The 23,642-nt window shown below is 71.7% G+C and carries 19 protein-coding genes; 5 read left to right on the top strand and 14 right to left on the bottom strand.

The window, feature by feature from the left end; translation table 11 throughout:
• Window positions 1-22 precede the first annotated feature (22 nt).
• From J3A75_RS23145 to J3A75_RS23115, 7 genes are all read right to left on the bottom strand, one after another.
• Window positions 23-1,039 (bottom strand): biotin-dependent carboxyltransferase family protein, encoded by a 1,017-nt coding sequence (locus tag J3A75_RS23145; protein WP_024829357.1) that lies wholly within the window; start codon window positions 1,037-1,039, stop codon window positions 23-25.
• On the bottom strand, window positions 1,039-1,773 hold the full coding sequence (locus tag J3A75_RS23140; protein WP_070999932.1) for a 5-oxoprolinase subunit B family protein: 735 nt from the start codon (window positions 1,771-1,773) through the stop codon (window positions 1,039-1,041). The genes J3A75_RS23145 and J3A75_RS23140 overlap by 1 nt, the downstream gene beginning before the upstream one ends.
• Window positions 1,770-2,531, bottom strand: a complete 762-nt coding sequence (locus J3A75_RS23135; protein ID WP_024829359.1) for a 5-oxoprolinase subunit PxpA — start codon at window positions 2,529-2,531, stop codon at window positions 1,770-1,772. Before J3A75_RS23135 ends, J3A75_RS23140 begins: the two co-directional genes overlap by 4 nt.
• A gap of 28 nt (window positions 2,532-2,559) precedes the next feature.
• Window positions 2,560-3,831, bottom strand: a complete 1,272-nt coding sequence (locus J3A75_RS23130; RefSeq protein WP_012320293.1) for an MFS transporter — start codon at window positions 3,829-3,831, stop codon at window positions 2,560-2,562.
• 43 nt (window positions 3,832-3,874) lie between these two features.
• Window positions 3,875-4,690, bottom strand: coding sequence for a putative hydro-lyase (locus tag J3A75_RS23125; protein ID WP_029358951.1), 816 nt, complete (start codon window positions 4,688-4,690; stop codon window positions 3,875-3,877).
• A 165-nt stretch (window positions 4,691-4,855) separates the two neighbouring features.
• Window positions 4,856-5,749, bottom strand: coding sequence for a LysR family transcriptional regulator (locus tag J3A75_RS23120; RefSeq protein ID WP_012320291.1), 894 nt, complete (start codon window positions 5,747-5,749; stop codon window positions 4,856-4,858).
• Between the two features lie 121 nt (window positions 5,750-5,870).
• Window positions 5,871-7,379, bottom strand: a complete 1,509-nt coding sequence (locus J3A75_RS23115; RefSeq protein WP_029358953.1) for an oligosaccharide flippase family protein — start codon at window positions 7,377-7,379, stop codon at window positions 5,871-5,873.
• Window positions 7,380-8,188: 809 nt separating this feature from the next.
• Here J3A75_RS23115 and J3A75_RS23110 point away from each other — a divergent pair.
• The gene (locus J3A75_RS23110) at window positions 8,189-9,115 is read left to right on the top strand and encodes a glycosyltransferase family 2 protein (RefSeq protein ID WP_070999931.1); all 927 of its coding nucleotides are present in this window, start codon (window positions 8,189-8,191) and stop codon (window positions 9,113-9,115) included.
• Between the two features lie 52 nt (window positions 9,116-9,167).
• Here J3A75_RS23110 and J3A75_RS23105 read toward each other — a convergent pair whose 3' ends face one another.
• The 4 genes from J3A75_RS23105 to J3A75_RS23090 form a co-directional block, all read right to left on the bottom strand.
• Window positions 9,168-9,581 carry a DCC1-like thiol-disulfide oxidoreductase family protein gene (locus tag J3A75_RS23105; protein ID WP_012320288.1) on the bottom strand — a complete coding sequence of 138 codons (414 nt, stop codon included), beginning with the start codon at window positions 9,579-9,581 and terminating at the stop codon, window positions 9,168-9,170.
• Window positions 9,578-11,257: a hypothetical protein gene (locus J3A75_RS23100; protein ID WP_024829363.1), complete on the bottom strand. Its 1,680-nt coding sequence runs from the start codon at window positions 11,255-11,257 to the stop codon at window positions 9,578-9,580. The genes J3A75_RS23105 and J3A75_RS23100 overlap by 4 nt, the downstream gene beginning before the upstream one ends.
• A gap of 297 nt (window positions 11,258-11,554) precedes the next feature.
• Window positions 11,555-12,307, bottom strand: coding sequence for a glycosyltransferase family 25 protein (locus J3A75_RS23095; protein WP_012320286.1), 753 nt, complete (start codon window positions 12,305-12,307; stop codon window positions 11,555-11,557).
• Window positions 12,308-12,463: 156 nt separating this feature from the next.
• Window positions 12,464-13,801, bottom strand: coding sequence for an O-antigen ligase family protein (locus J3A75_RS23090; protein WP_245364402.1), 1,338 nt, complete (start codon window positions 13,799-13,801; stop codon window positions 12,464-12,466).
• Between the two features lie 423 nt (window positions 13,802-14,224).
• Here J3A75_RS23090 and J3A75_RS23085 point away from each other — a divergent pair, with 423 nt between their 5' ends.
• From J3A75_RS23085 to J3A75_RS23075, 3 genes are all read left to right on the top strand, one after another.
• The gene (locus J3A75_RS23085; RefSeq protein ID WP_012320284.1) at window positions 14,225-14,623 is read left to right on the top strand and encodes a hypothetical protein; all 399 of its coding nucleotides are present in this window, start codon (window positions 14,225-14,227) and stop codon (window positions 14,621-14,623) included.
• A gap of 191 nt (window positions 14,624-14,814) precedes the next feature.
• Complete coding sequence (locus J3A75_RS23080) at window positions 14,815-15,924, top strand: efflux RND transporter periplasmic adaptor subunit (protein ID WP_029358959.1); 1,110 nt, start codon at window positions 14,815-14,817, stop codon at window positions 15,922-15,924.
• Entirely contained in the window at window positions 15,917-19,084 is a 3,168-nt protein-coding gene (locus J3A75_RS23075) for an efflux RND transporter permease subunit (protein ID WP_070999930.1), read from the top strand. The genes J3A75_RS23080 and J3A75_RS23075 overlap by 8 nt, the downstream gene beginning before the upstream one ends.
• 42 nt (window positions 19,085-19,126) lie before the next feature.
• On the opposite strand, the gene J3A75_RS23070 is transcribed toward J3A75_RS23075, so the two are convergent.
• The 3 genes from J3A75_RS23070 to J3A75_RS23060 all read right to left on the bottom strand — a co-directional run bounded on the left by J3A75_RS23070 (window position 19,127) and on the right by J3A75_RS23060 (window position 21,763).
• On the bottom strand, window positions 19,127-19,909 hold the full coding sequence (locus J3A75_RS23070) for an ABC transporter ATP-binding protein (RefSeq protein WP_024829367.1): 783 nt from the start codon (window positions 19,907-19,909) through the stop codon (window positions 19,127-19,129).
• Between the two features lie 85 nt (window positions 19,910-19,994).
• Window positions 19,995-20,774, bottom strand: coding sequence for an ABC transporter permease (locus J3A75_RS23065; RefSeq protein ID WP_245295806.1), 780 nt, complete (start codon window positions 20,772-20,774; stop codon window positions 19,995-19,997).
• Window positions 20,775-20,782: 8 nt separating this feature from the next.
• Window positions 20,783-21,763, bottom strand: a complete 981-nt coding sequence (locus J3A75_RS23060) for an aliphatic sulfonate ABC transporter substrate-binding protein (protein WP_012320279.1) — start codon at window positions 21,761-21,763, stop codon at window positions 20,783-20,785.
• Window positions 21,764-22,369: 606 nt separating this feature from the next.
• Here J3A75_RS23060 and J3A75_RS23055 point away from each other — a divergent pair.
• Window positions 22,370-23,626, top strand: coding sequence for an NAD(P)/FAD-dependent oxidoreductase (locus J3A75_RS23055; RefSeq protein WP_012320278.1), 1,257 nt, complete (start codon window positions 22,370-22,372; stop codon window positions 23,624-23,626).
• Window positions 23,627-23,642: the final 16 nt, after the last annotated feature.

Here is a 23,642-nt window from a genome sequence, read left to right as displayed (position 1 = left end):
CTCGCGCGCAGCCGCCAAGCGCTCAGGCGCGGCCGTCCGTGACGCCGCCGACGAGGTTGAGGCCGAGCAGGAAGTCCGACGCGAAATCCGTGCGGACGACCGGCTCGCGCGGGATCGCCTCGCGCAGGAGATCGCGCTCGGCGCGGCGCGCCGCGACCGCCTCCGCCACCGAGACGCGCCGGAACGACAGGCGCGCCCCGCCCCGGACCTGCGCCAGCCGCCCGAGATCCGGCCCGATGACCGTGGCGATCTTGGGGTAGCCGCCGGTGGATTGCCGGTCGGCCATCAGGATGATCGGCAGGCCGTTGCCGGGGATCTGGATCGCCCCCATGGCGACGCCGTCGGAGACGATGTCGTGCCCCTTGGCGTGTTTCAGCGGGGTGCCGTCGACGAAGCAGGCCATCCGGTCGCCGCGCGGCGAGACCGTCCAGGGGCCGGCCAGGAACGCCGCGATCTGGTCTGGCGCGAAGTAGTCGTCCTGCGGGCCCAGCACGACCCGGATCTCCCGCCCGTCCCGGATGAGCCAGGGCGCGACGAGCCGCTGCGGCGGCCCGTCCGGTGTCCGACCCTCGGCGACGGGGAGGCGGTCGCCCGCGGCGAGGCCGCGGCCGTCGAGGCCGCCCAGCCCCGAGCGGGTATGGGTCGCCGCCGACCCGAGGACCGGCGCCACGTCGAGACGCCCGGCGACCGCGAGGTAGCCCCAGGCGCCGGCGTCGCCGGCCCGCACGACGAGGGTCTGGCCGGGCTCCAGGGTGAGCGCGACCGTGTCGGGCAGGAGCACGCCGTCCAGCGCGACGCGGAAGCCCGGCGCCAGCAGGGCGAGCCCGACGGCGCCGTCCTGCGCCGAGACGGTGACGCCGCCGGTGGAGATCTCGACGGCGGTGGCGTCGAGGGCGTTGGACGCCGCCCGGTTGGCGGCGGCGTGCATCAGCGGATCCATCGGGCCCGCGGCCGTGATGCCGTAGCGCAGGTAGCCGTGCCGGCCCCCGTCCTGCAGGGTGATGCCGGGTCCGGCGGCGTCGATGACGAGGGCGGGCATCAGCGCGCCTCCCCGCGGCGGGCCACCGGCTCGCCCGCCGCCTCGCGCGCCGTGAGGGCGTCGAAGGCCGCCGCATCCACGGGCTCGAAGCGGATCAGGTCGCCGGCGCCGACGAAGAAGCTCGGGTCGCGCTCCGGCGCGTAGAGGCGGGCCGGGGTCGCGCCGATCACGTACCAGCCGGTCGGCATCGGCACGGTCGCCACCGCGGCGAGTCCGCCGCCGATCATGATGGCGTTGCGCGGGTGCGGCGGCCGCGGGCTCGCCCGCCGGGGCACCGCCAGGGGCTTCGGCAGGCCGCCGAGATACGCGAAGCCCGGCGCGAAGCCGTACATGTAGACCCGGAAGGTCGTGGCCGCGTGGCTCGATACCACCGTCTCCGGCGACAGGCCGCTCTGCTCGGCGACCTGCGCGACGTCCTCCCCGTGGGCCGCGTCGTAGCAGCAGGGCAGGGTCCAGAGGGTCGGGCTCGCCGCGCGCGCGGTCGCGCCCGCCGCCAGCGTCCGGACCCGCTCGGCGAGCGTCCCGCGGTCGAGCACCAGCGGGTCGTAGTGCAGCATCAGGGAGCGGTAGGTCGGCACGCGCTCCCGCAGCCCCTCCGGCGGGTCCGCCCCGAGGGCGTCGTCGAGCGCCAGGACTCGGTCGCTGATCGCCGGGTCGACCGTGCTGCCGAACTCGACCACGAGGGCCGCCTCGCCGGCGTCGAGGAGGCGGGGCTCGTCCAGCGCCGCGCTCACGGCCGGAACGGCGCCAGCGTGACGCCCGCGCCCTCCAGCCGGGTCCGCACCGCCCGCGCCGTGGCGACGGCGTGGTCGGAATCGCCGTGGACGCAGATCGAGCGGATCGGCGTCGGCAGCGTTTGACTGTCGGCCGTGAGGATCGCGCCCGCCTCGACCATGCGCAGGACGCGGTCGGCCGCCTCGCCGGAATCGGTGATCATCGCGCCGGGCTGGCTGCGGGGGATCAGCAGGCCGGTCGGCGTGTAGCCGCGATCGGCGAAGATCTCCTGGTGGACCTCGAGGCCGCAGGCCTCGCCCGCCGCTACCTGGGCGGTCAGCGCGATGGCGAGCAGCGCCAGCTCCCGGTCCACCGCGCGGACCGCGCGGGCGATGGCGTCGGCCACCGGCCGCTCCTCGGCGGCGACGTTGGCCAGCGCCCCGTGGGCCTTCACGTAGGTGATGCGGTGGCCGGCATAGGCGGCGAGGGCCTGCGCGGCGCCGATCTGGTAGGCGACGAGCCGCTCGATCTCGGCCGGGCTGTACGGCATCCGTCGCCGCCCGAAGCCCCAGAGGTCCGGGAAGCCCGGATGGGCGCCGACGGCGACGCCGCGCGCCTTCGCCAGCGCGAAGGTCCGGGCCATGATCTCGGGGTCGCCGGCGTGGAGCCCGCAGGCGACGTTGGCCGAGGTGACGATCCCGAGGATTGCCGCGTCGTCGCCGCAGGCGTAGGCGCCGTAGCCCTCGCCGAGGTCGGAATTGAGGTCCACGCTGGTCATCGCCGCCGCTCCGCGTGCCGATCGGGTCTCACAGGGCCGCAACGGGTTCCGGCTCGGCCGGATCCGCGGTGCAAGAATCGAGCGCGCGGCCCGCCGTCTCCGGCAAGAGAAGCGCCGCGACGATCACGAGGCAATAGGCCCCCGCCGCCACGACGCCGATGGCGGTGCCGAGTGTCAGCGAGCCGCTGAGATGGCCTACTACGGCCGGGCAGATCGCGCCCGTGGCGCGGCCGAAATTGTAGCAGAATCCCTGTGCGGAGCCGCGGATCCGGCTCGGGAACAGCTCGCTCAGGAAGGCGCCCATCCCGGAGAAGACGCCGGAGAGGAAGAAGCCCAGCGGGAAGCCGAGGACCAGCATCACCGGGTCGGTGATCGGGATCAGCGTGTAGGCCAGCACGAGGACACCGGCGCAGAAGCCGAACAGGACGAAGCCGCGACGGCGCCCGATGCGGTCGGAGAGCCAGGCGCTGGTCAGGTATCCGACGAACGACCCGAAGATGAGCATCAGCAGGTAGCCGCTGGTGTTCAGCACCGAGAGGTTGCGCTCCGTCTTCAAGTAGGTCGGGAGCCACGTGGTCACCGCGTAGTAGCCGCCCTGCATGCCGGTCGCGAGCAGGCTCGCCAGCACGGTCCGGCCGATCAGCGGCCGGGAGAAGATGTCGAGGAAGCTGCCGGTATCGCCGACGTCGCGCATCGCGGCGCGGGTCTGGCGGTAGATCTCGGGGTCCTCGATGTTGCGGCGGATCCAGAAGATCAGCACCGAGGGGAGGGCGCCGAGCCAGAACAGGATCCGCCACGCCACGGCGGGCTCCGCCAGGGCGAACACGGCCCAGAAGGCGATGGCCGCGCAGGCCCAGCCGACCGCCCAGCTCGACTGGACGAGCCCCACCGCCTTGCCGCGGTAGCGCGCCTGGATCGTCTCGGCGATCAGCACCGACCCCACCGACCACTCGCCGCCGAAGCCGAAGCCCTGGAGCGCGCGGGTCACGAGCAGCTGCTCGTACGAGTGGGTGAAGCCGCTGAGCACCGTGAACAGGGTGAACCACGCGACGGTGCCCTGCAGGACGACCACCCGGCCGTAGCGGTCCGCCAGGATTCCGGCTGCCCAGCCGCCGATCGCCGAGGTCACCAGCGCGGCGGTGGCGATGTTGCCGGCCTCGACCTTGGTCAGGCCCCAGACCACGACCAGGGTCGGGATCAGGAAGGTGTAGACCATGTAGTCGAACGCATCGACGCCGTAGCCCGCGAAGGCCGCGCCCAGGACCCGGCGTTCCGCCGGACTCGTGTCTTTCACCCACATGGCGCAACTCCTTCGCGGACGGGCCGCCACGCGGCCGGGAGGGTCACAGGAACGGCAGGTCCCGGTTGAGGAGGTCGGTGATCAGCATGTGACCGGGCGCGTGGGTGATGCAGAGCGGCAGTCGCGCCGCCATCGCCACCGCCTGCGGGGTGACCCCGCAGGCCCAGAAGACCGGGAGCTCGTCGGGCTCGATCGGGACGGGGTCGCCGAAATCCGGCCGCGCGAGGTCGCGGATGCCGATCAGGCCCGGGTCGCCGAGATGGATCGGCGCCCCGTGGACCGCCGGCATCCGGGCCGTCACCTGCACGGCCTTGATGGCGTCCGCCGCCTTCATCGGCCGCATGGAGACCACCAGGGGGCCGTGGAACGGTCCCGACGGTTGGGTCTCGATCGACGTCCGGTACATCGCGACGTTGCGGCCCAGGGCAACGTGCCGGAGCGGGATGCCCGCCTCGATCAGGCCGGCCTCGAACGAGAAGGAGCAGCCGAGGACGAAGGTGACGAGGTCCTCGCGCCAGACGCCGGTCAGGTCGGGCAGCTCCGCCGCGAGTTCGCCCCCCTCGTAGACGCGATAGCCGGGGACGTCGGTGGCGAGGTCGAGGTCCGCCCCGAGCGTCGGAAGCGCGCGGGCGCCGGGCCGCGAGACGCCGAGGATCGGGCAGGGCTTCGGGTTCTGCTGGCAGAAGCGGTGGAAATCCTCCGCCATGGCCCGCGGCAGGATCATCAGGTTGCCCTGCGCGTGGGCGGGGACGAGACCCGAGGTGTGGCCCCGGAACCGGCCCGCGCGGATCGCGCGCCGCGCGTCCGCCGCGTCGGCGAAGACAGGTGCGGCGCCGTCGGCGCCCGGGTGCTGGCTCACCGCGTTGATCTCCCCGGCTGGTCGTCGCGCGCCGGAACGGCCGCGTCGGCCGCCCGGATTCCGCAAGATCCCGATCGCTTCAGCGATTCATTTCCTGCGGCAACGATCCCATCGCGCCGCGGGGCGCGCCAATCGTGATTGCGAATGGGGCGCGATAAACCCGTCTTATCGGCCGGCGGCCCAGGTCTCGGCGACCTCCTGGGCGAGGCGGGCCGCGTCCGCCACGAAGTGGTGGGCCGGCCGCTTCGTGTGCATCGCCGTGAAGGTCAGGTCCGAGAGCGTCGGCTCGGCCGGCAGGACCCGCAGGGTGCCGGCGCGGAGCTCGGCCTCGACCACGGCCGGCGGGATCACGCAGATCCCGAGGCCCTCGACGCCCATCTTCACGATGGTGGCCAGCGAGGCGCTCGTGTGGATCTGGCTCGGCAGGAGGTTCTCCTGCAGGACGAGGTCGCGCAGCTCGACGTAGGGGCTGGTGTTGCGCGGGTAGGTGATGAGCGGGTGGTGCAGCAGCGCGCCGAGGCTCAGGGGCTCGTCGCCCGGCAGCAGGCCCGGCGCGGCGATCCAGGCGACGGGGGTGCTGAACAGCGCGCGGTTGGCGAAGCTCGGCAGGGTGATCGGGCCGACGAGGAAAGCGAGGTCGATCTCGTCGGCGACCAGGGCGGCCTGCATGTTCGGCGAGATGTCGACCGTGATGTCGACGCCGATCCCGGGATGGGCGGCGCGCATGCGCTCGATGAAGCGCGACAGCCACAGGTGGACGATCGTCTCGGACACGCCGAGCCGCAGGGTGCCCCGCGTCCGGCCGGTCTCGTGCAGGGCCGCGCTCATCTCGGTCTGGAGCGCCAGGAACCGCTCGGCGAAGCCGAGGAGCAGACGCCCCCGCTCCGTCAGCGCGACGTCCCGGCTGCGGCGCTCGAACAGCGTCCCGTACTCATGCTCCAGGGCCGCGATGCGCTGGGAAACCGCCGGCTGGGTGGTGTTCACCTTCTCGCTGGCGCGCCGGAAGCTCGAGAGTTTCGCGACCCAGTAGAACACCTCCAAGCTGCGGAAATCCGCCATCCCGCGATCGTCCCGCGCCGCCGTCGTGTCCGGTCATATCGCGCTCCGGCGCGCGGAAGCGCAAGCGTGCGGCTGCTCTCGTCCTGGGTGGACGACCTGACGCTCGCGCCGCGGCGCGCCGCTAGAGGTCCGACACGGTCGTGGCCGGGCGGGCCGGGCGCATGTGCGCGAGTAGCAGGCGCGCTTCCGCGACCAGGGGATGGTCCAGGTACCAGAGGCCGCAGGCCCAGCCGGCGACCCCGGCGGCGATCGCGGCCGCGAGGCTCGGCAGCGGCGTCTCGGCCGACCATCCCCAAGCCGACATGACCAGGATGGCGGGTGCGACGGCGATCGCCGTCAGTGTGGCGGCGTGGAGGTAGATGGGGGCGTAGTCGCGCCTGAAGGTGTCGGTCATCCGCTCGAGATGCGGCCGATAGAGTCCCACGGCCAGGAGCGCCTCGCCGATCCGTGCCGCGCCCGCGCCGCCGAGGCCGAACAGGCAGCCGACGCTGAACATCACGAAGCCGGCGCCGTGGCGCAGGAACTCGAACCGCGCCTGGAGGGCGGTCTGATCCCGGATCAGGAACACCTCCCAGGTCATGCTGAGCGAACTCAGGACGATCGCGGCCACGGACAGCAGGCAGAAGGGCAGCGCCGCGCCGTCCCAGCCCGGACCGAGCAGGAGGCGCACGATCGGCCCGGCCAGGACGGCCGCGCCCGCGAAGGCCGGCCAGAGCAGCACGGTGATCATCCGCAGCGTGTGGAGGTAGCACGCGCGCAGGGACTGTCCGTTCCGCTGCTGATTCGCGAGGTCCACGAAGGTGATGCGGGTGATCACCACGTGGAGGTGGTCCCACATCAGGGTGTTGAGGCTCGCCGCGCGGGAGTAGAGGCCGAGGGCGCTGAGCCCGAGCATCCGCCCGAGGACGAGGTCGCCCATCCGGCCGGCGATCCCCGCGACCCCCGCGATGGCGAAGAGCCGGCCGCCGTAGGTCAGGATCTCGCGCCAGCCCGCGAGCCCGAGGCGCAGCGACACGTAGCGCAGCCCGAGGCCGTTCGCAGCCAGCGCCGCCGCGACGGCGCCCGCGGCCTGCCCGTAGGCCTGGCTCATGTAGCTGAAGCCGAGGAGGGCCAGCGCCAGCATCGCGCCACTGGCGACGAGACCGCGCAGCATGTTGACCAGGGCCACGCCGCGGAAATTGCCGTGCCGCTCGATCATGGCGGCCGGGCGGAACTCCAGTGCGCCGACGAGGGGCACCACGGCGAGGATGGCGAGGGCGCGCTGGACCTCCGGCTCACCGAGGAGAACGCTGCCGAACACGCTGAAGGCCAGGATCAGGATCGCCGCCGCGCCCGACAGCATCAGGTTCACCGTGAAGACGCTCGCCAGCAGCGCCGCGTCCACCCGCTCCGCGCGGACGATGTAGCTCGATAGGCCGCAGGAGCGCAGCGTCGACAGCAGGCCCGCGATGGCGGCCGCGAGGCTGAAGATGCCGGTCTCGTGGGGGGTGAGCAGGCGCGCCAGGGCGAGCGAGGTACCGAACTGTGCCAGGAACAGGCCGCCCTGGCAGAATCCCATCCAGGCCAGGCTGCGGCGCTTCGAGAACGCGGGCGGCGCCGTCGCTTCCGGCCCCTCTCGGAGTTCTGCCATGGGATCCTTCGGACGCGACAGGGTGGAGGCGGCGCTGGCTGCGGCCAGGGCGCGATCGGTCAGAACGGTCTAACAATGCCCGGTCGACCGTGGCAGCTGGCCAATCGGAGGACCAGGCCCACGCCCGATGGCCGAGGCCAAGCGGGCCTGCCGTCAAGCTCTGGAGCCGCGGAGAGGCCTGAAACCTTCGGATTCCTGCCAGGGAAGAGCTGCCTCTTGCTGTATGGGGTGAGTAGAATCGGGGTGCGTCGATAGAGAAATCCAGGATCCGAGGTATCCATTCTTTATCGGCTGCTTCTGGTGCGGCTCGGGCTGTATGCATCGCGTTGTATCGCGATTTCGAAAAAATCGATCACATGAATGGTGCGCGGCTCGGACAGAATGATCTGCATCGGCGGGCGAAAGCTCTCGCGAATGATTTGAGGGCACCGTCTCGGCGCGTCCGGGGCTGCTCTCTGATGCACTGGGCAGAGGAGATATCGCGCATTTGTGGTGATAGACCGGCAAATTCTTGGGACGTATTTCTCGTCTCATGGGACGAGAAAAGCGAGATCGGGCGATCGTGGTCGGAGCAGGGGGCGGAGCTGATCTCTTTCTATAGTTCGCCGACGATGGGAGCAGCGGCCGCTTTGCCTCAGCAGCCGCGATTTTTTGCGACGCCACATCACCGAGATGTTTGGTTCCGCATCCAAAAGGCGTAGCCCGCCCTACGGCGCACGGATCAATGGAGTGCAATGATATTACTATACCTTGTCTGCAGCTTGTTTTATAAGTTCCCGGTCCTGGCAGTATTTTTGAGATAATGCCAAATGAAAGTCAGCTTTATCGTATGTACCCGGAACCGCGTTGCGTCCCTCTTGGAAACGCTCGGGTCGATGACGCGGGCGATCGAGGCCGCGCCGGGCGCTGAGGCCGAGATCATCGTCGTAGATAACGGGTCGAGGGACGGGACGGATACGGCGCTGAAGCGCTGGTCGGCCTCCGTGTCGACCGATCGTTTCGATGTTCTGCTCCTCGCGCAGTCGCGCCCGGGTGTTGCTGGGTCTCGAAACGCCGCGATCGCGCGTTCTTCCGGAGACATCATCGCGTTCATCGACGACGATTGCGTCGTGTCGGATCAGTATCTGCGAGACCTGATCGCGCACTATGCCGGCGACACGGAAAGCGTCATTCGCGGTGGCCGGGTCGAGCTGGGATCGCCGCAGGACATCGACTTCACCACGAAGACCGCGGCCCGGGCCAGCCGGCTGACGTACCCTGACCATCCCGGCGGCTTCGTCCACGGTTGCAACATGACCTGCAGCCGTGCCGTCATCGAGCGGATCGGCGGGTTCGACGCGGCCTTCGGCCCCGGAGCGACGTTCCGCGCGGCCGAGGATACGGATTTCATCTATCGCGGCTGGGCGGCCGGCGTGGCCGTCGAGTACGTGCCCGACATGAGCGTCAAGCACTTCCACGGGCGCCGGGATCACCGCACGATCGACCGACTGCACTGGAACTACCAGTTTGGCAACGGCGCGCTCTACGCCAAGCACATCGGCCGCAGCCCGTGGCTGATCAAGCACCTGTACTGGTCCGCCCGCAACGCCGCCCGCGAGCTGGTCGGGGGCCCGCGCTTCGACGCGCATCTCGGCCTGACGTGGCGCGCCATCGTGACCGCCAATCTGAGCGGCGTCCTGGCCTTCGCCTGGCACAGCGCGCGGACGCTGCTGACGCGCTCCACCGTCCGGGCCTAGACCCCTGCGCTCCGTCGGGCACGGCCGGAGCGCGGCTCGTGCAGTGGCCCGCTCAGCGGGTCGTCGCGCCGCCGGACTGCGCGAGGAGCGTCCGGCCGAGCATCAGTAGCGTGACGCGCCGTCCGAGCTTCATCGCCGGGTAGAGAAGCCGCGCACGACCGGGACTGCGCAGGAGTCGCGCGAGGAGCCGGCTGGCCACGCCCCGGTCGTCGCTGAGGCGCGACAGCAGGACGAGCGCGTCCGGGCCGTAGTACAGGTTCGCCCCGTGACGGACGACCATGCCCTCGTTGAGGTCGTACCCGCGCCGGGTGATCTCGTCGACCAGGGGACCGCCGCTCCGGGCGTCCACCAGGGCGACGGTGCCCACGGACCGGCGCAGGGCCATGAGGTGCACGTAGTTCGAGCAGAACGGACATTCGCCGTCGTAGACCACCGTCAGGGCGGCCTCGGTGGAGGGGGCGGTCATGGGGTCAGATCGATCCTGTGCTCGGCTTCGGACACCACGCGGCGGACGGTGACGCCGTCCTGCATGCTGAAGCAGACGGATTCGCGCCGGTACACGTAGGCGACGATGTCGGCCATGGCGACCGTGTCGAAGCCGGCGGCATACTGGAGCGGCACGAAGAAGTGGTGCGGATAGAGCGCGTAGGGAAACAGGCCGGTCCTATCGCGGATCGCGCTCACGAGGCGATGGTAGCCCCGGATATAGGCGTCCATCGCCGGCCCATCGATCTCGGTCTTCGCGTATTCCTGCCCCATGCCGTCCGGCGCGGTCAGGACGGGCACGTCGCAGGCCGTCGAGGCCGTGACCTTGCGGAACACCTGAGTCCCGCCGTTCGGATTGTCGAGGGCGAAGGCGTGCGCGGCGTCGGGCGCGCCGTAGGCCATGTGGGCGAACGGGTAGGAGTAGAAGGTGAAGAAGTTGGTCGGCACGTAGTGCCGCTGGCCGTTCCGGTCGATCGCCTCGAAGTACATCTTGTTGTTGGCCAAGGTGTCGTACCAGCCGAGCCAGGCCTGGGTCATGAAGGTGTTGCCGGTCAGGATGAACAGCACCGACAGGATCCCGACCGAGACCGGCGGGCGCTCGTAGTGCCGGCTGACGACGACGGCAGCGATGGCGAGGTTCAGCATGATCCAGGGGGCGAAGTTGGCGCCCATGAGCACGATGATCGACAGGTGCATCACGTCGAAGCCGAGCAGGAGCAGCAGCAGCCAGCGGCGCGGCATCAGGATCCCCACCAGGGCGATACCCTGCCCGAACAGGATGAGCGTGTTCGTCAGCGCGCTCGAATGGCTCAGGATCATCCGCATCGCCTCCACCAGCACGGGCCAGCCCGCGTAGGGGACGTGATTGTTGTCGAGGCCGACGACGAAGATCTTGCCGGGATCGTTGTTGAGCAGCCAGGAGAGCGGGCCCTCGTCGAGCGTGACCTTGGCGAGGAACGAGGAATAGTAGTTGCCGAGGTGGATGCTGATCGCCGCCGCGATCAGCACCTTCGAGAACATCGTGCTGGCCGCCGCGACGTCCGCCCGCGCCGAGGCGCCCAGGCCGGGCCAGTCGCGGATCCGCGCGGTCATGTGGGCCACCAGGAGGCCGGCGACGAGGCAGAAGCTCACCTCCGCGAGCGGCAGCACGTCGATGATGTGGCCGTGCCAGAGGCCGGTGACCCGGATGACCGCCTGCTTGCTCCAGACCAGATAGGTGGCGCTGATCAGGGCGAGGGAGGGCCAGCGCAGGCAGAGTACACCCCCGGCCACGGCCGCGACCCAGAGCACCGCGATGGCGCCGACGGCGACGGTCGCCTTGGCACCCGGGAGGACGATGGGGAAGAGCGGATAGTGGATCAGCGCGTACCCGCCCGCGATCGCACCGATCATCTGCAGCAACCGGACCGCGGCGAGATCGGCGGCGGCGAAGCGCACCCGCGTCATCGCGAGGGCCAGCGCCACGGGGAGCGCCACCCCGTAGTAATTGTTGATCGCCGTGACGCCGTGCGAGATCTTCAGCAGGGCCAGCAGGCCGCCGATCTGCGCGACCAGGATCAGGTAATAGCGCGCCCGGTCCGCCACCGGCCGGACGAGGCGTCTCAGGGCTGAGTCGAGGGACTTGTCCGTGCCGGTGATCGGGAGCGAGCTGCTCATCGTCTGTCTTCCGCCGCGCTGGTGCGACCGCCGCCGTTGGAGGCGACGACCTCATCCCCAAGGGCCCGCGACGACGGGGCGGCCAGCGGCCGAACGGGTCCCTCCGTCATACGGGCGTCTCGAGGAGGGCCCGCCGCGGACGAGTCCTGCCGCCGCGGGCTCCTGCCTCGCCGGTGAGCTTGGCATTTCACGGGGGTGTGAGGAGCCGCAAAGAGGGGGATCGCACCTACGCCTTTCGGTCATCCCGGCCGTCTGAAGTCCAGGCACACGCGGCCGCACCGCGGAGCGGGACGCGCGTCAGCGCGGCGCCTGTCCCGCCAGGGGGGAGGTCTCGTCGACGAACGTCATCTTGGCGGCGAGGCGCGCCGCCAGGATCCGTCGCCGCGCGGTGAACAGGGGCCTGAGGAGGGCGCTGCCCTTCAGGAAGGCCGCGATCCTGGAGCGGGACGTGAAGATGGTCGACTCGAAGGGCTGCCGGGAGACGGCGTTCGGGACGAGCGCGCGACCGCGTGTCAGGGCGCCGCGCTCGAAGAAGTAGCTCCAGTTGTCCGACGTCACCGCGACCGGTCGGTTCGCGCGCAGGATCCCCTCGGCCGCCGCCCGGGTGATGACGTAGGCCGCGGCCGTGCCGAGGCTGCTCATGTCCATGGGCAGGCACAGCCGGTGCTCGCCGACGGTCACGGCGCCGACCGAGCTGAACGCGCCGACCGTCTCGGCCCAGTTGAAGAGCAGGACGACGTCGCCGGGCCGCAAGGCGGCCTCGATGCCGGCCACGATCTGATGGATCTGCGGCGGCAGGACGACGTCATCCTCGACGATGAGGGCGTGGGGCAGGTCGAGCGCGATCATCCGCTCGTAGGCGCTCATGTGGGACAGCGCGCACCCGATCTGACCGGCGGTCAGGTCGGGCTGGAACGGGGCGTTCGGATCCGGGACCGGGCCTTCGTAGCCTGTGATCTCGCAGTGCCGCCCCCAAACGGCGGCGAGGTGCCGGGTCAGATAGGCGTGCCGTTCGCGGAACCGGGGCAGGGAGATCCCGAAGCAGTACATCGTCGTCACCTCTGATGGGGCCTGTCCGACCGGCCGCGGCGACCGCGTTCGGCGCCCGTGATTCTTCCCGATCAGGACCTTCGACCCCGATCGAGATCTTCGACGCCGGCCGTTCGGGGCCCCGCCGCGGGTCGGGCGCCGCTCAGGGCTGGCGGGTCAGTCGCGGGTGATCGGTTCGCTCCCGTCGATGGTCGGTGACCGCACCACCGGCAGGATCGCCGCGAGGAGGAGCTGGTGGAGACCGTGATTGACGAAGAGCGGGCACTCGAAACACACCAGGACGAAGAGCTGGCTCATGAACAGGATCGGCCAAGCCTCGACGTAGCCGGAGGAGCGCGCGAAATCGGCGATCACCCGGCGTGCGGTGTCGAGCAGCGCGACCGTGAAGAGGATCACGCCGACGATCCCGAACGCCACGGCCGTGTCGATGAAGTTGTTGTGGAAGAACCACAGCTTCTGCTTCATGACGAAGTGCAGGTAGGCGGCCGTGGTGACCGGGCTCTCCCAATAGGCTTTGTAGCCGATGCCGATGAGCGGCTCCCGCCAGAACTGGTCGAGGCCGAACTGCCAGAGGACGGTTCGGCCGGTCAGCGTGGTGTCCTTGCCGAGATCGGACAGAAGGCTCGCCGAGATGTCGGCCCCGCGCGCGGCGGCGACGAGGATCCCGACACCCGCCAGGGCGATGGCGATGCCGAGGCAGAAGCCGGTCACGTGCTTGCCCTGCCGCCACGCGAAGATCGCGGCGAGCGGCATCAGCCCCGCGGTGGCCGCCACCAGGGCCGTGGCCGAGTGCGTCGCCAGGAGGAGCGCCAGGGCGAGACAGAAGCCGAACGCGGTCAGGAGACGGTTCCATCCCTGCAGGAAGAGGCAGGCCGCGCAGAGGATCTGAAGGCTCGACAGGGAACCGAGGACGTTCTTGTGCGAGTAGATCCCGGCCCAGTTGCCGTCGGTCCCGCGCGTCAGGGCCGGCGCCGCCACCGTGAGGAAGGCCGACAGAAGCTGCCCGGCCAGCAGGCCCAGGAAGACGATCCTGACCAGGCGGGACAGACCCATGGTCGTCCGCAGGGTGATGCCGGCCACGATCGTCGCGAGCAACTGGAGTCCGTGATAGGCGGAGAGGCCGGGCGTCAGGGACCAGAGGGCCGACGCGATCGCGAGGAGCGGCCAGCTGAGCAGCAGCAGGCGGCTGCCGAACAGGGTGGCGACGAGGTCGCGGCGCAGGACCAGGAACGCGAAGGCGATCAGGTCGGTGCCGATCCAGACGGCCTTGTCGACGCCCGGCAGCTTGATCTGCTCGCCGACCACCGGCGCGAAGAGGAACAGGACGATCCACGCCGCGGCGGCCACGCCGAGCCGGGGCATTGCGTCGACGCCTTCACCCGCGCCCCCGGCACCCGCCCAACGGTGATCCGGCCCGTACGGCCCGAGCGGCGACCACGCGAGGCCGCTCGCATGGCCCGGTCCAAGGCTCGCCAAGTCTCGTGGAAACGCCATCGCTCGATCTCGGACGCCCGGGGTGAGGCAGTGTCCCGTCCGCCCTGCGGTCGGACACCGCTCGGGGCTGCCGCGGACACGCCCCCTCGCGAGTCGACGCTAGTCCGGGCATTCCGAACTCAGAACTCGACCAAACGAGGTAGCGGCGGCTCGCGGAGGGCGCGGGCCCGGAAGGCCGCGACGGGACACGCTGCCGAAGCGACCGCCGTGGCGGGATAAGATGCCGCAGCCCGTGTTCGCAGCCGCGACGTCGAACCGACCATGCCGCTGCGGGTACTGTCTCTTTATCATACGATTCAAGCTTGTCCGACGCTCCGCAATAGCGCGATCGGCAGGCAGCATTTCGCGGAACTTGGGACTCGTGGCGGAACTCCTGGGACGATTAGGCATTTGGCAGTTCGATAAATCCTGGAGGAGCGTTTGATGAAGGTCTCTCGTCTGTCCGGCGCGGTTGCGCTTCTGGCCCTGATTGCCGGTCCCGCCCTCGCGGCGCCGTGCAACACCGGAACCACAAAGTCGAAGACCCCCGATCAGCAGGCTTCGAATCCCAAGAGCTCCGACGTCGACAAGTCGAGCAAGAACCTCGCTGGCGGCAACCAGCCGGCCTCGCCGGGCACCGTCGGCGCCATGAACAACGCGGGCGCCACGCAGACGGCCGATCGTCAGGCGCAGACCGACGCCGGCTCCAAGTCGAATTCGACCGACCCGGCCGCCGCGAATCTGGCCGGTGGTCAGCAGCCGGCTTCCCCCGGCACGGTCGGTGCCATGAACAAGGCCGCCGCCGATCGGCAGACTGCCCCGGTATCCGGCGACGATTGCTGATCTGACCCGACCTTTCCCGGCACGTTGAGAGCCCGCCTCGCACCGTCGAGGCGGGCTCTCGCGTGCCTGCCCGCGCTCCGGACAAACCCACAGCCAGACTCCCGCCTGACGGTTTGAGCCGGCCACGTTCGGGTGTATTCGGCACCGAAACCGGGTAGATTCGGCAATCGGGCCAGGGGGAGGATCGCGACGTGAGTGGTCGCCGGGCGCTGCTGCTCATCGGAGGGATCCTGCTGGCCGCGGCCGGTCTCGCTGTCACGCCGACGGGCGAACGCCTTCGCGCCGATGCCGGCCCGGTGGTCGCGGAGGTGCGGGCGCGCGTCGCGGCGCTGATCCCCGCACGGCGGGACGATACGTCCACGGCCGCGCAGCTGCCGGCGCCGCGCACCGCCATCGAGGACGGCCGGACCCTGGTCCGGCTGACGCCGGCCGAGCGCGCGCGGATCGGTCTCGTCGCCGAGGCGCGACCCGCCATCCTTCACCGACAGGAATTGACCGCCTACGGCAGCGTCCTCGATCTCGCCCGCATCACCGAACTGACCAACAGCTACGCGGGCGCCGTGGCGGCGCTCCAGACGGCCCGCGCCCGGGTCGAGGTCTCGGCCAGCGCCGCCCGCCGCGCGCGGACTCTCGGGGCCGGGGTGGTGGCGGTGGCGCAGATCGAGACCGCCGAGGGCACGCTCCTGACCGATCAGGCGTCGGTCACCGCGGCGGAGTCGCAGGTGCGCACCCTCGCGGCGACGGCGCGCCAGGAATGGGGCCCTGTGCTCGGCAAGGCGATCATCGAGCGGTCGCCCCTGGTAACGCGCCTGATCGAGCGGACCGACTTCCTCGTGCAGGTGACGCTGCCACCGGGGGAGACTCTGCCGGAGGCGCCGCGGGCCGCTTTCGCCGAGGTGCCACCGCAGAGCGAGCGAGTCGCCCTGCGACTGGTCTCGCCGGCGACGCGGACCGATCCGCGGATCCAGGGGCAGAGCTTCTTCTACCTCGTCTCCGGCGACAGCGGCCTCCTGCCCGGGACCAGCACGATGGCGTTCCTGGCGGCGCCGCGGGCGGTGAAGGGCGTGCTCGTGCCGGAGGACGCCGTCGTCCACGGGGAGGGCGGGACCTGGGTGTATCGCGGGGCCGGCGACGGCGCCTTCGTGCGCCATCCGGTGCGGCCGGACGCCCCGATGTCGGCCGATGCCTTCGTGGTCGAGGATCTGCCGGACGGCAGCGAGATCGTGCTGCGGGGCGCGCAGGCCCTGCTCTCGGAGGAGATGAAGAGCCGCATCCGCGTCGTGGGCGACGACGATGATTGAGCCCCCCGCTGCCGCCGGCCGCGGCGGTCCGCAGGCGGCCCTCGTCGGCTTCGCCGTCCGGTTGCCCAAGGTGGTGCTGGCGCTGGCCTGCGCGGTCCTGGTCTTCGGCCTCTACGCCCTCGCGGGGGCGCGCTACGACGTGTTCCCGGAATTCGCGCCGCCGACCGTCACGATCCAGACCGAGGCGCCGGGCCTCGATTCGGAGCAGGTCGAGGTGCTGGTCACGCAGCCCGTGGAGGTGGCGGTCGGCGGCCTGCCGGGCCTGGAGACTTTGCGCTCCACCTCGATCCAGGGCCTGTCGGTGATCACCGCCGCGTTCCGGCCAGGCAGCGACGTCGACCGGATCCGCCAGCGGGTCAACGAGCGCCTGGCGGCTCTCGCCGGCCGCATGCCGGACGGGGTCGCGGCGCCCGCCATGACCCCGCTGACCTCCTCGACGCTGACCGTGCTCCTCGTCGGGCTCACCTCCGAGACCCGCGACGCCATGGACCTGCGCCAGGTCGCTGAATGGACCGTGCGCCGACGTCTCCAGGGGGTGCCCGGCATCGCCCAGGTCTCGCTCTACGGCGGGGGCGTCCGCGCCCTGCAGGTCCAGGTCCGCCCCGACGACCTGATCCGCTTCCAGATCGGCCTCAACGACGTCCTGGCGGCCGCCCGGAAGGGGACCGGTGTGCGCGGGGCGGGATTCGTCGACACGCCGAACCAGCGCGTCCTGCTCCGGACCGAGGGGCAGTCGCTCACCCCGGAAGCGCTCGGGCAGATCGTGCTCCACAACGACGGCGGGGCGAGCGTGGTCCTCTCGGACGTGGCGACCGTCACGGCCGCGCCCGAGCCGGCGATCAGCGCGGCCCTCGTGGACGGCAAGCCCGGCGTGCTGCTGATGGTCGGCGCCCAGGTGGGCGTCGATACACGCGCCGTGACTGCCCGCCTGGAGGCGGCCCTCGACGAGTTGCGGCCGGTCCTGAAGCGCGAGGGCGTGAGCGTGCGGGCCGACCTGTTCCGGCCGGCGAACTTCGTGGACGTCGCCACCGGCAACGTGATCCAGGCGCTGGCGCTCGGCGGCGTGCTGGTGGTGGTCGTGCTCCTCGTCTTCCTGGCGGACTGGCGGGCCGCGCTGATCAGCGCGACGGCGATCCCGCTGTCGCTGATCGCCGCCGCGCTGGCCCTCCAGGCCTGGGGCGAGAGCCTCAACACGATGACGCTCGGCGGGCTGGCCCTGGCCATCGGCGAGGTGGTCGACGACGCGGTCATCGGCGTCGAGAACGTCTCGCGCCGGCTGCGGGAGGCGCGGGGCGGACGGCGCGGCCTGCCCCGCGTGGTGCTGGCCGCGATGCTGGAGGTGCGGACCTCGGTCGCCTACGCGACCCTCGCGGTGATCCTGATGTTCCTGCCGGTCCTGGCGCTGACCGGCGTCGCCGGCCGCCTGTTCGGGCCGCTGGCGCTCGCTTACATCGCGGCCGTCGTCGCCTCGCTCCTCGTGGCGCTCACGGTCACGCCGGCCTTGGCGCTCCTGCTCCTCGGAGGCCGCATGGCGCGCGACACGGGCGCGGCGCCGCCCGACCCGCCCGTGGTGCGCTGGAGCCGGGCCGCCTACCTGCGGTTGCTCGCCGGGATCGGGCGGGTGCCGCGGATCGCGATGGCGGGCGCCCTGCTGGTCACCCTCGCGGGGGCCGCCATCCTGCCGACCCTCGGCGCGGTGTTCCTCCCTGACCTGAAGGAGGGGCACATGATCCTGCACATGGTGGCCATTCCCGGCACCTCCCTGCAGGAATCGCAGCGGCTCGGGACGCTGATCACCGGTGACCTGAAGGACATATCGGGCGTGCGCGCCGTGGCGGCGCAGATCGGACGGGCCGAGGCCGCCGAGGATACCGCCGGGCCGCATTACAGCGAGATCCACATCGACCTGGAGCCGGGCCTCGACGGCGCCGCCCAGCGCCGGGTCGAGGCGGCCATCCGGCAGCTGATCGCCGGCTTCCCGGGGGCGGCGTTCTCGCTGAAGACCTTCCTCACCGAGCGCATCGAGGAGACCGTCTCGGGCTTCACCGCGCCGGTCGTCGTCAACGTGGTCGGCAGCGACCTCGACCGGATCGAGGCCGTGGCCCGCTCGGTGGCGCAGGAGCTCTCGGAGGTGAAGGGCGCCCGGGATGTCCAGCAGGCCTCGCCGGCCGGGCTGCCGCAGGTCACGGTGGCGCTGCGACCGGTGGACCTGCGGCACTGGGGGCTCGATCCCGTGGAGGTGCTGGAGGCGGTGCGCACAGCCTACCAGGGCGACACGGTCGGTCAGACCTATCGCGGCAACGCCGTGTTCAACGTGCTGGTGATCCTCGACGCGCGCGTGCGGGACCGCCTCAGCGCGGTGGGCGACCTGCCCCTGCGGGCGCCCGGCGGACGCTACGTCCGGCTGTCCCAGGTCGCCGACGTCTACGAGAGCGCCGGACGCTACCAGGTCCAGCACCTCGGCGCGCAGCGGGTGCAGGCGGTGACGGCCAACGTCGCCGACCGCGACGTGGCGGGCTTCGTGGCGGCGGCCAAGCGCAAGATCGCCCGCGAGGTTCGGCTGCCGGAGGGCGTCTACGTCACCTTCTCGGGTGCCGCCGAGGCGCAGGCGGCCGCCCGCCGCGACCTGCTGGTCCATGCCGGGATGGCCGGCTTCGGCATCGTGGTGCTCCTGGCCATCGTCACCGGCTCCGCGGCGAACCTGCTCCTGGTCCTCGTCAACCTGCCCTTCGCCTTCGTGGGCGGCGTGGCGGCCGCGGCGCTCACCGGCGGGGTGCTGTCGCTGGGCTCGATCGTCGGCTTCGTGACCCTGTCGGGCATCTCGTTGCGCAACAGCGTGATGATGATCGCCCATTACGAGCAGATGGTCACCCGGAACGGGCGGCCGTGGGACGCCGCCACGGCGGCGGAGGGCGCCGCGGACCGGATGGTTCCGATCCTGATGACCTCCTTGGTCACGGGCCTCGGCCTGCTGCCGCTGGCGCTCGGCGCCGGTGAACCCGGCCGCGAGATCGAGGGCCCGATGGCCCTCGTGATCCTCGGCGGCCTCGTCACCTCGACGGTGCTGAACCTGCTGATCCTGCCGGTGATGGCGCTGCGGTACGCCCGGTTCCGCCACCAGGACCCCGCGGATCTGGAACTGACGGCGGTCGGGTCCTGAGGGCGCGCCCAGCCGGCGCCGGCTGACGGGCCCCCGCTGGCCCTACCACCAGCTCGCACGGGTCTCGGGAGCGGGCGGCCGGCTGCTCGCGGCCGGGCGCAGGGAGTGGTCGAGCGCGGCCAGCACGCGGCGCACGGCCTCCTCGTAGGTCGCGGCCACCGGCTCGCGCGGCCGGGCGAGCCCGATCGGGACGGTCTCGTCGAGGCGCCCGGGCCGCGGGCGCATCACCACCACCCGGTCGGCCAGGGTGACGGCCTCCCCGACATCGTGCGTGACGATCAGGATCGTCGGCTTCGACTCGGCCCAGAGATCGAGGAGCTGGTCGTGCAGCCCCTTCCGGGTGAATGCGTCGAGGGCGGAGAACGGTTCGTCGAGGAGCAGCACCCGTGGGCGCGCCACGAAGGCCCGGGCGATCGCCACGCGCTGCTGCTGACCGCCGGACAGCTCGCGCGGCCAGCGGCCGCCGTGCTCGGCGAGCCCGACGCGCTCCAGGGCGTGCGCGACGCGGGCGCGGCGCTCGGACCGGGACAGGTCGGCGAGGCCGAAGCCGACGTTGCCGGCCACGTCGAGCCAGGGCAGCAGGCGCGGCTCCTGGAAGACGACGCCGACGCTCGGATGGGGCGCGCGGATTGGCTCGCCGTCGACCGCGACGGCACCCGCGCTCGCGTGGTCGAGCCCCGCGATCAGCCGGAGCAGCGTCGTCTTCCCGCAGCCCGAGCCGCCGATCAGCGCGACGATCTCGCCCTGCTTCACCGACAGGTCGATGCCCGACAGCGCCTGCGTGCCGTCCGCGTAGGTCTTGGAGAGGGCGTCGACGGTCAGCACGGGCGTCTCTCGGCGGGCGTGGCGTGGGGATCGCGTCGCGCGGCGCCCTCCCGGCCCGCGGCGCGCGTCCGCACCGGTGCGGCGGTCACAGGCTGTCCCGCACGGTATCCTGCCACCGGGTCAGGGGGCCGGTCAGGGCGACCAGGGCCATGTCGGCCGCCTTGCCGACGAGGGCGAAGGCGATGATCGCCGCCACGATCTGGTCGGGCTTGCTGAACTGCTGACCGTCCACCAGCAGGTAGCCGAGCCCCTCCGAGGCGCCCATCAGCTCCGCCGCCACGACGAACAGGAAGCCGAGGCCGAGCCCCGTGCGCAGGCCCACCAGGGTCGCCGGCAGCACGGCCGGCAGCAGGATCCGGCGGGCGAGGGCGAGCCGCGACAGCCGGAAGATCCGGCCGACCTCGACCAGCTTGCGGTCCACCGAGGCGATCGCGCCGGAGACACCGACATAAACGGGGAAGAACACGCCCACGGCGATCAGCAGCACCTTCGGTGTCTCCAGGATGCCGAACCACAGGATGAAGAGCGGCACCCAGGCGAGCGACGGGACGGCCCGCAGCGCCTGCAGGCTCGGGTCGAGGAGCCAGCGCAGCGGCGGGACCGTGGCGACGAGGGCCCCGGCCAGGATGCCGGCCGCCGCGCCGCACAGGAAACCGAGCCCGACCCGCACGAGGGTCGCCTCGACATGCATCCAGAGGTCGCCCGAGACGGCCAGCGCCCAGAGGGTCGCGGCGATCCGGCTCGGCGGCGGGAGCAGCCGCCCGGACGCCGCCCCGCTGGCGACCGCGATCTCCCAGCCGATCGCCAGTATGAGCGGCAGGAGCAGGCCCAGTCCGGCGCGACCGCCCCGCCGCAGCAGCGGCACGCGGCCGCTCACTGTCCGGCGACGGGATTGAAGCGCGTGTCGAGCAGGCCGTCGACGGACGCGGACACGTCGGTGCCCGCCGGGATGATCCCGGCCTGCTGGAGGGCGGTGCCGGCCGCCTTGATCGACTGCGCCTGGGCGGCGCCGATCGCCGGCTGGGACAGGTCGGTCCGCTCGAGCTGCCGGGCGATCACCGGCTCGGGCAGCTTGGTGGCCGCGACGAGGGCGGCTGACAGGGCCTGCGGGTTGGCCAGGGCGTGAGCGCGCGCCCGCTCGTAGGCGGCGATCACCGTCCGGACGAGGTCGGGATGGGCCGTCGCGAAGTCCTCCCGGACGTCGAGCAGACCCCAGGTGTTCGCCGCGGCGTCGCGGTAGAACAGGACGTCGCCGTTCTCGATCTCGGCCGCCGCCATCATCGGGTCGAGGCCGGCCCAGGCATCGACGTCGCCGCGGTCGAGGGCGGTCCGTCCGTCCGCGTGCTGCAGCAGCACGAGCTTGGCGTCGCGCTCGGTGAGGCCGGCGCCCTGGAGCGCGCGGATCAGGAAGATGTGCGGGTCGGTGCCCCGGGTGACGGCGACGCGCTTGCCCTTCAGGTCGGCAGGCTTGGTGATGCCGCTGTCCTTGCGGGTGACGAGCGCCGTCCACTCGGGGCGCGAGTAGGCGTAGATCGCCTTGATCGGGTTGCCGTTGATCCGAGCCACGAGGGCCGCGGCGCCGGCCGCCGACCCGAAATCGATGGCCCCGGCGTTCAGGAACTCGAGCGCCTTGTTGGAGCCGAGCGACTGGACCCAGCGGACCTTGATGCCCCGCGGCGCCAGCGCCTCCTCGAGGAAGCCCTTGTCCTTCAGGAGCAGGCCGACCGGGTTGTAGGTCGCCCAGTCCAGGCGGATCTCCTTCGGATCGTCGGCCCGGGCCTCGCGCGTCGCGAGCGCGCCGATGCAGGCCAGGGCGACGCTGGCGGCCAGAAGGGATCGGCGGGTGGTGCGCATGGTCGGGCCTGATGTCGTGGCGAAACGGAGGGCGGGGTGCGGGGCCGGCGCGGGGCAGCGGACCCGCGTCGCGGCGCGGTCCCGAGCGGTCTCGTCCGGGCGGCTGGGTTCAGGGACGCGGCGCGGTCGGCGCGTCGATCGGACGAACGTGTCCGGTGCGTGCGAGATCCGGAATGGCCCCGATCCCGCGACCCGCGCCGACACGTTTCCCGGCTCCGGGATCGCGACCGGTCCGCCCCTGCGTCTTCATCGTACCTGCGCGGCCCTCAGCGTAACTGTGAATACAAGATCCTGTCGGCCGGTCGCGGAGTCAACAAAAGGGCTTTCTCTACTTGGCGGTGCCGGAGCAAGAATTTTCGGTCGTCCGACCGGGGACGAGAAGAATCTACGCGCCGCGCGGCGGCACCGCGCCTCCCGCACTGTCGTGAGACCGCGGCTGCGGGCTGACACGCCGTTCCGGCTCGACGCAGGCGCGCCGCAGCGCGGGCTGCACGACAGGCGTTGGACTGTTCGAAGCCGTAGCCGAGCGATTTAAGGCAGTAACCGTTGCTGCGAGGCCGAGCGACGTGCAGAGTTCGATGCCCCGGGCGCGCGCGGAGCTCTGCTATGGTCTCGAGAATCGTCGTGATCGGCGGCGGCTTCGCCGGTCTCTGGGCCGCCGCCGCGGCCGCGCGCGCGCGGACCGAGTTCGGCCTCGACGACCGGATCGCGGTCACGGTGATCGCGCCGGACGGGTTCCACGTCATCCGGGTCCGCTGCTACGAGACCGATCTCAGCGCCCTGCGCGTGCCCCTCGACGACGTCCTCGGACCGATCGGCGTGCATCGCCGCGCGGGGCGCGCGATCGACATCGACCCTGCGGCACGCACGGTCACGGTCGAGTCCGCCGCGCCATCCGGCGGCGTCGACACGCTGGCGTATGACCGCCTCATCCTGGCCGCCGGAAGCCTGCTGCTGCGGCCCGATATCCCGGGTATCGGCGACGCCTTCGATGTCGACACCTTCGCGGGGGCTCAGGCCCTATCGGCGCATCTCGATCGCCTCGGCGACGCGGGCCGTCCTGACCAGACCGGCCGCTGGACCGCCGTCGTCATCGGCGGCGGTCTGGTGGGACTGGAGCTCGCCTGCGAGCTGCCCGTCCGGCTCGCCGCTGCCCGCGACCGGGTCGGGGCGACGGGGCCGGTCCGCACCTTCCTGATCGACCAAGCGGAGGAGATCGGGAGCGCCATGGGCGCGGCCGCCCTGCCGGCGATCCGCGAGGCTTTGAGCGGGGCCGGCGTGACCTGCGTCGGCGGTGCGCGAGTCGCCGCCATCGATCGCGCCGGTGTGACGCTGGCGGACGGAACGCACCTGCCCGCCTGGACGAGTGTCTGCGCCACCGGCATGCGGGCGAACCCGCTGGGCGCGACGCTCGACGTCCCGCGCGACACGCTCGGCCGCGTGCCGGTCGACGCCTTCCTGGCCGTCGAGGGGCTCGCCGACATCTACGCGGCCGGTGACGTCGCCTCGGCGGCGGCCGACGATGCCGGCCATCGCACGGTGATGTCGTGCCAGCACGCCCGGCCGATGGGCCGGTTCGCCGGCTACAACGCCGTCTGCGATCTCGCCGGCCGGCCGGAGCGGCGGCTGCGCTTCGCCGCGCCCGACTACGTCACCGTGCTCGATCTGGGCGCCTGGGGAGCGGTCTACACCTCCGGCTGGGATCGCGGCACGCTGGTCTCGTCCGGCGCCGCCGCGAAGGCAACGAAGCGGATCATCAACGGCACGCGGATCTATCCGCCCCTCGACCGCGACGCTGCGGCCATCCTGGCCGCGGCCGCGCCGATCATCCAGGCTGCGCCCGCGACCCGGGCGGGGCAATGATGCCGGCGTGCCTGCG

It is taken from the genome of Methylobacterium sp. PvP105 (assembly GCF_017876975.1).
Taxonomy (GTDB): domain Bacteria; phylum Pseudomonadota; class Alphaproteobacteria; order Rhizobiales; family Beijerinckiaceae; genus Methylobacterium; species Methylobacterium radiotolerans.
This window is presented reverse-complemented; position numbering and strand designations above follow the sequence as displayed.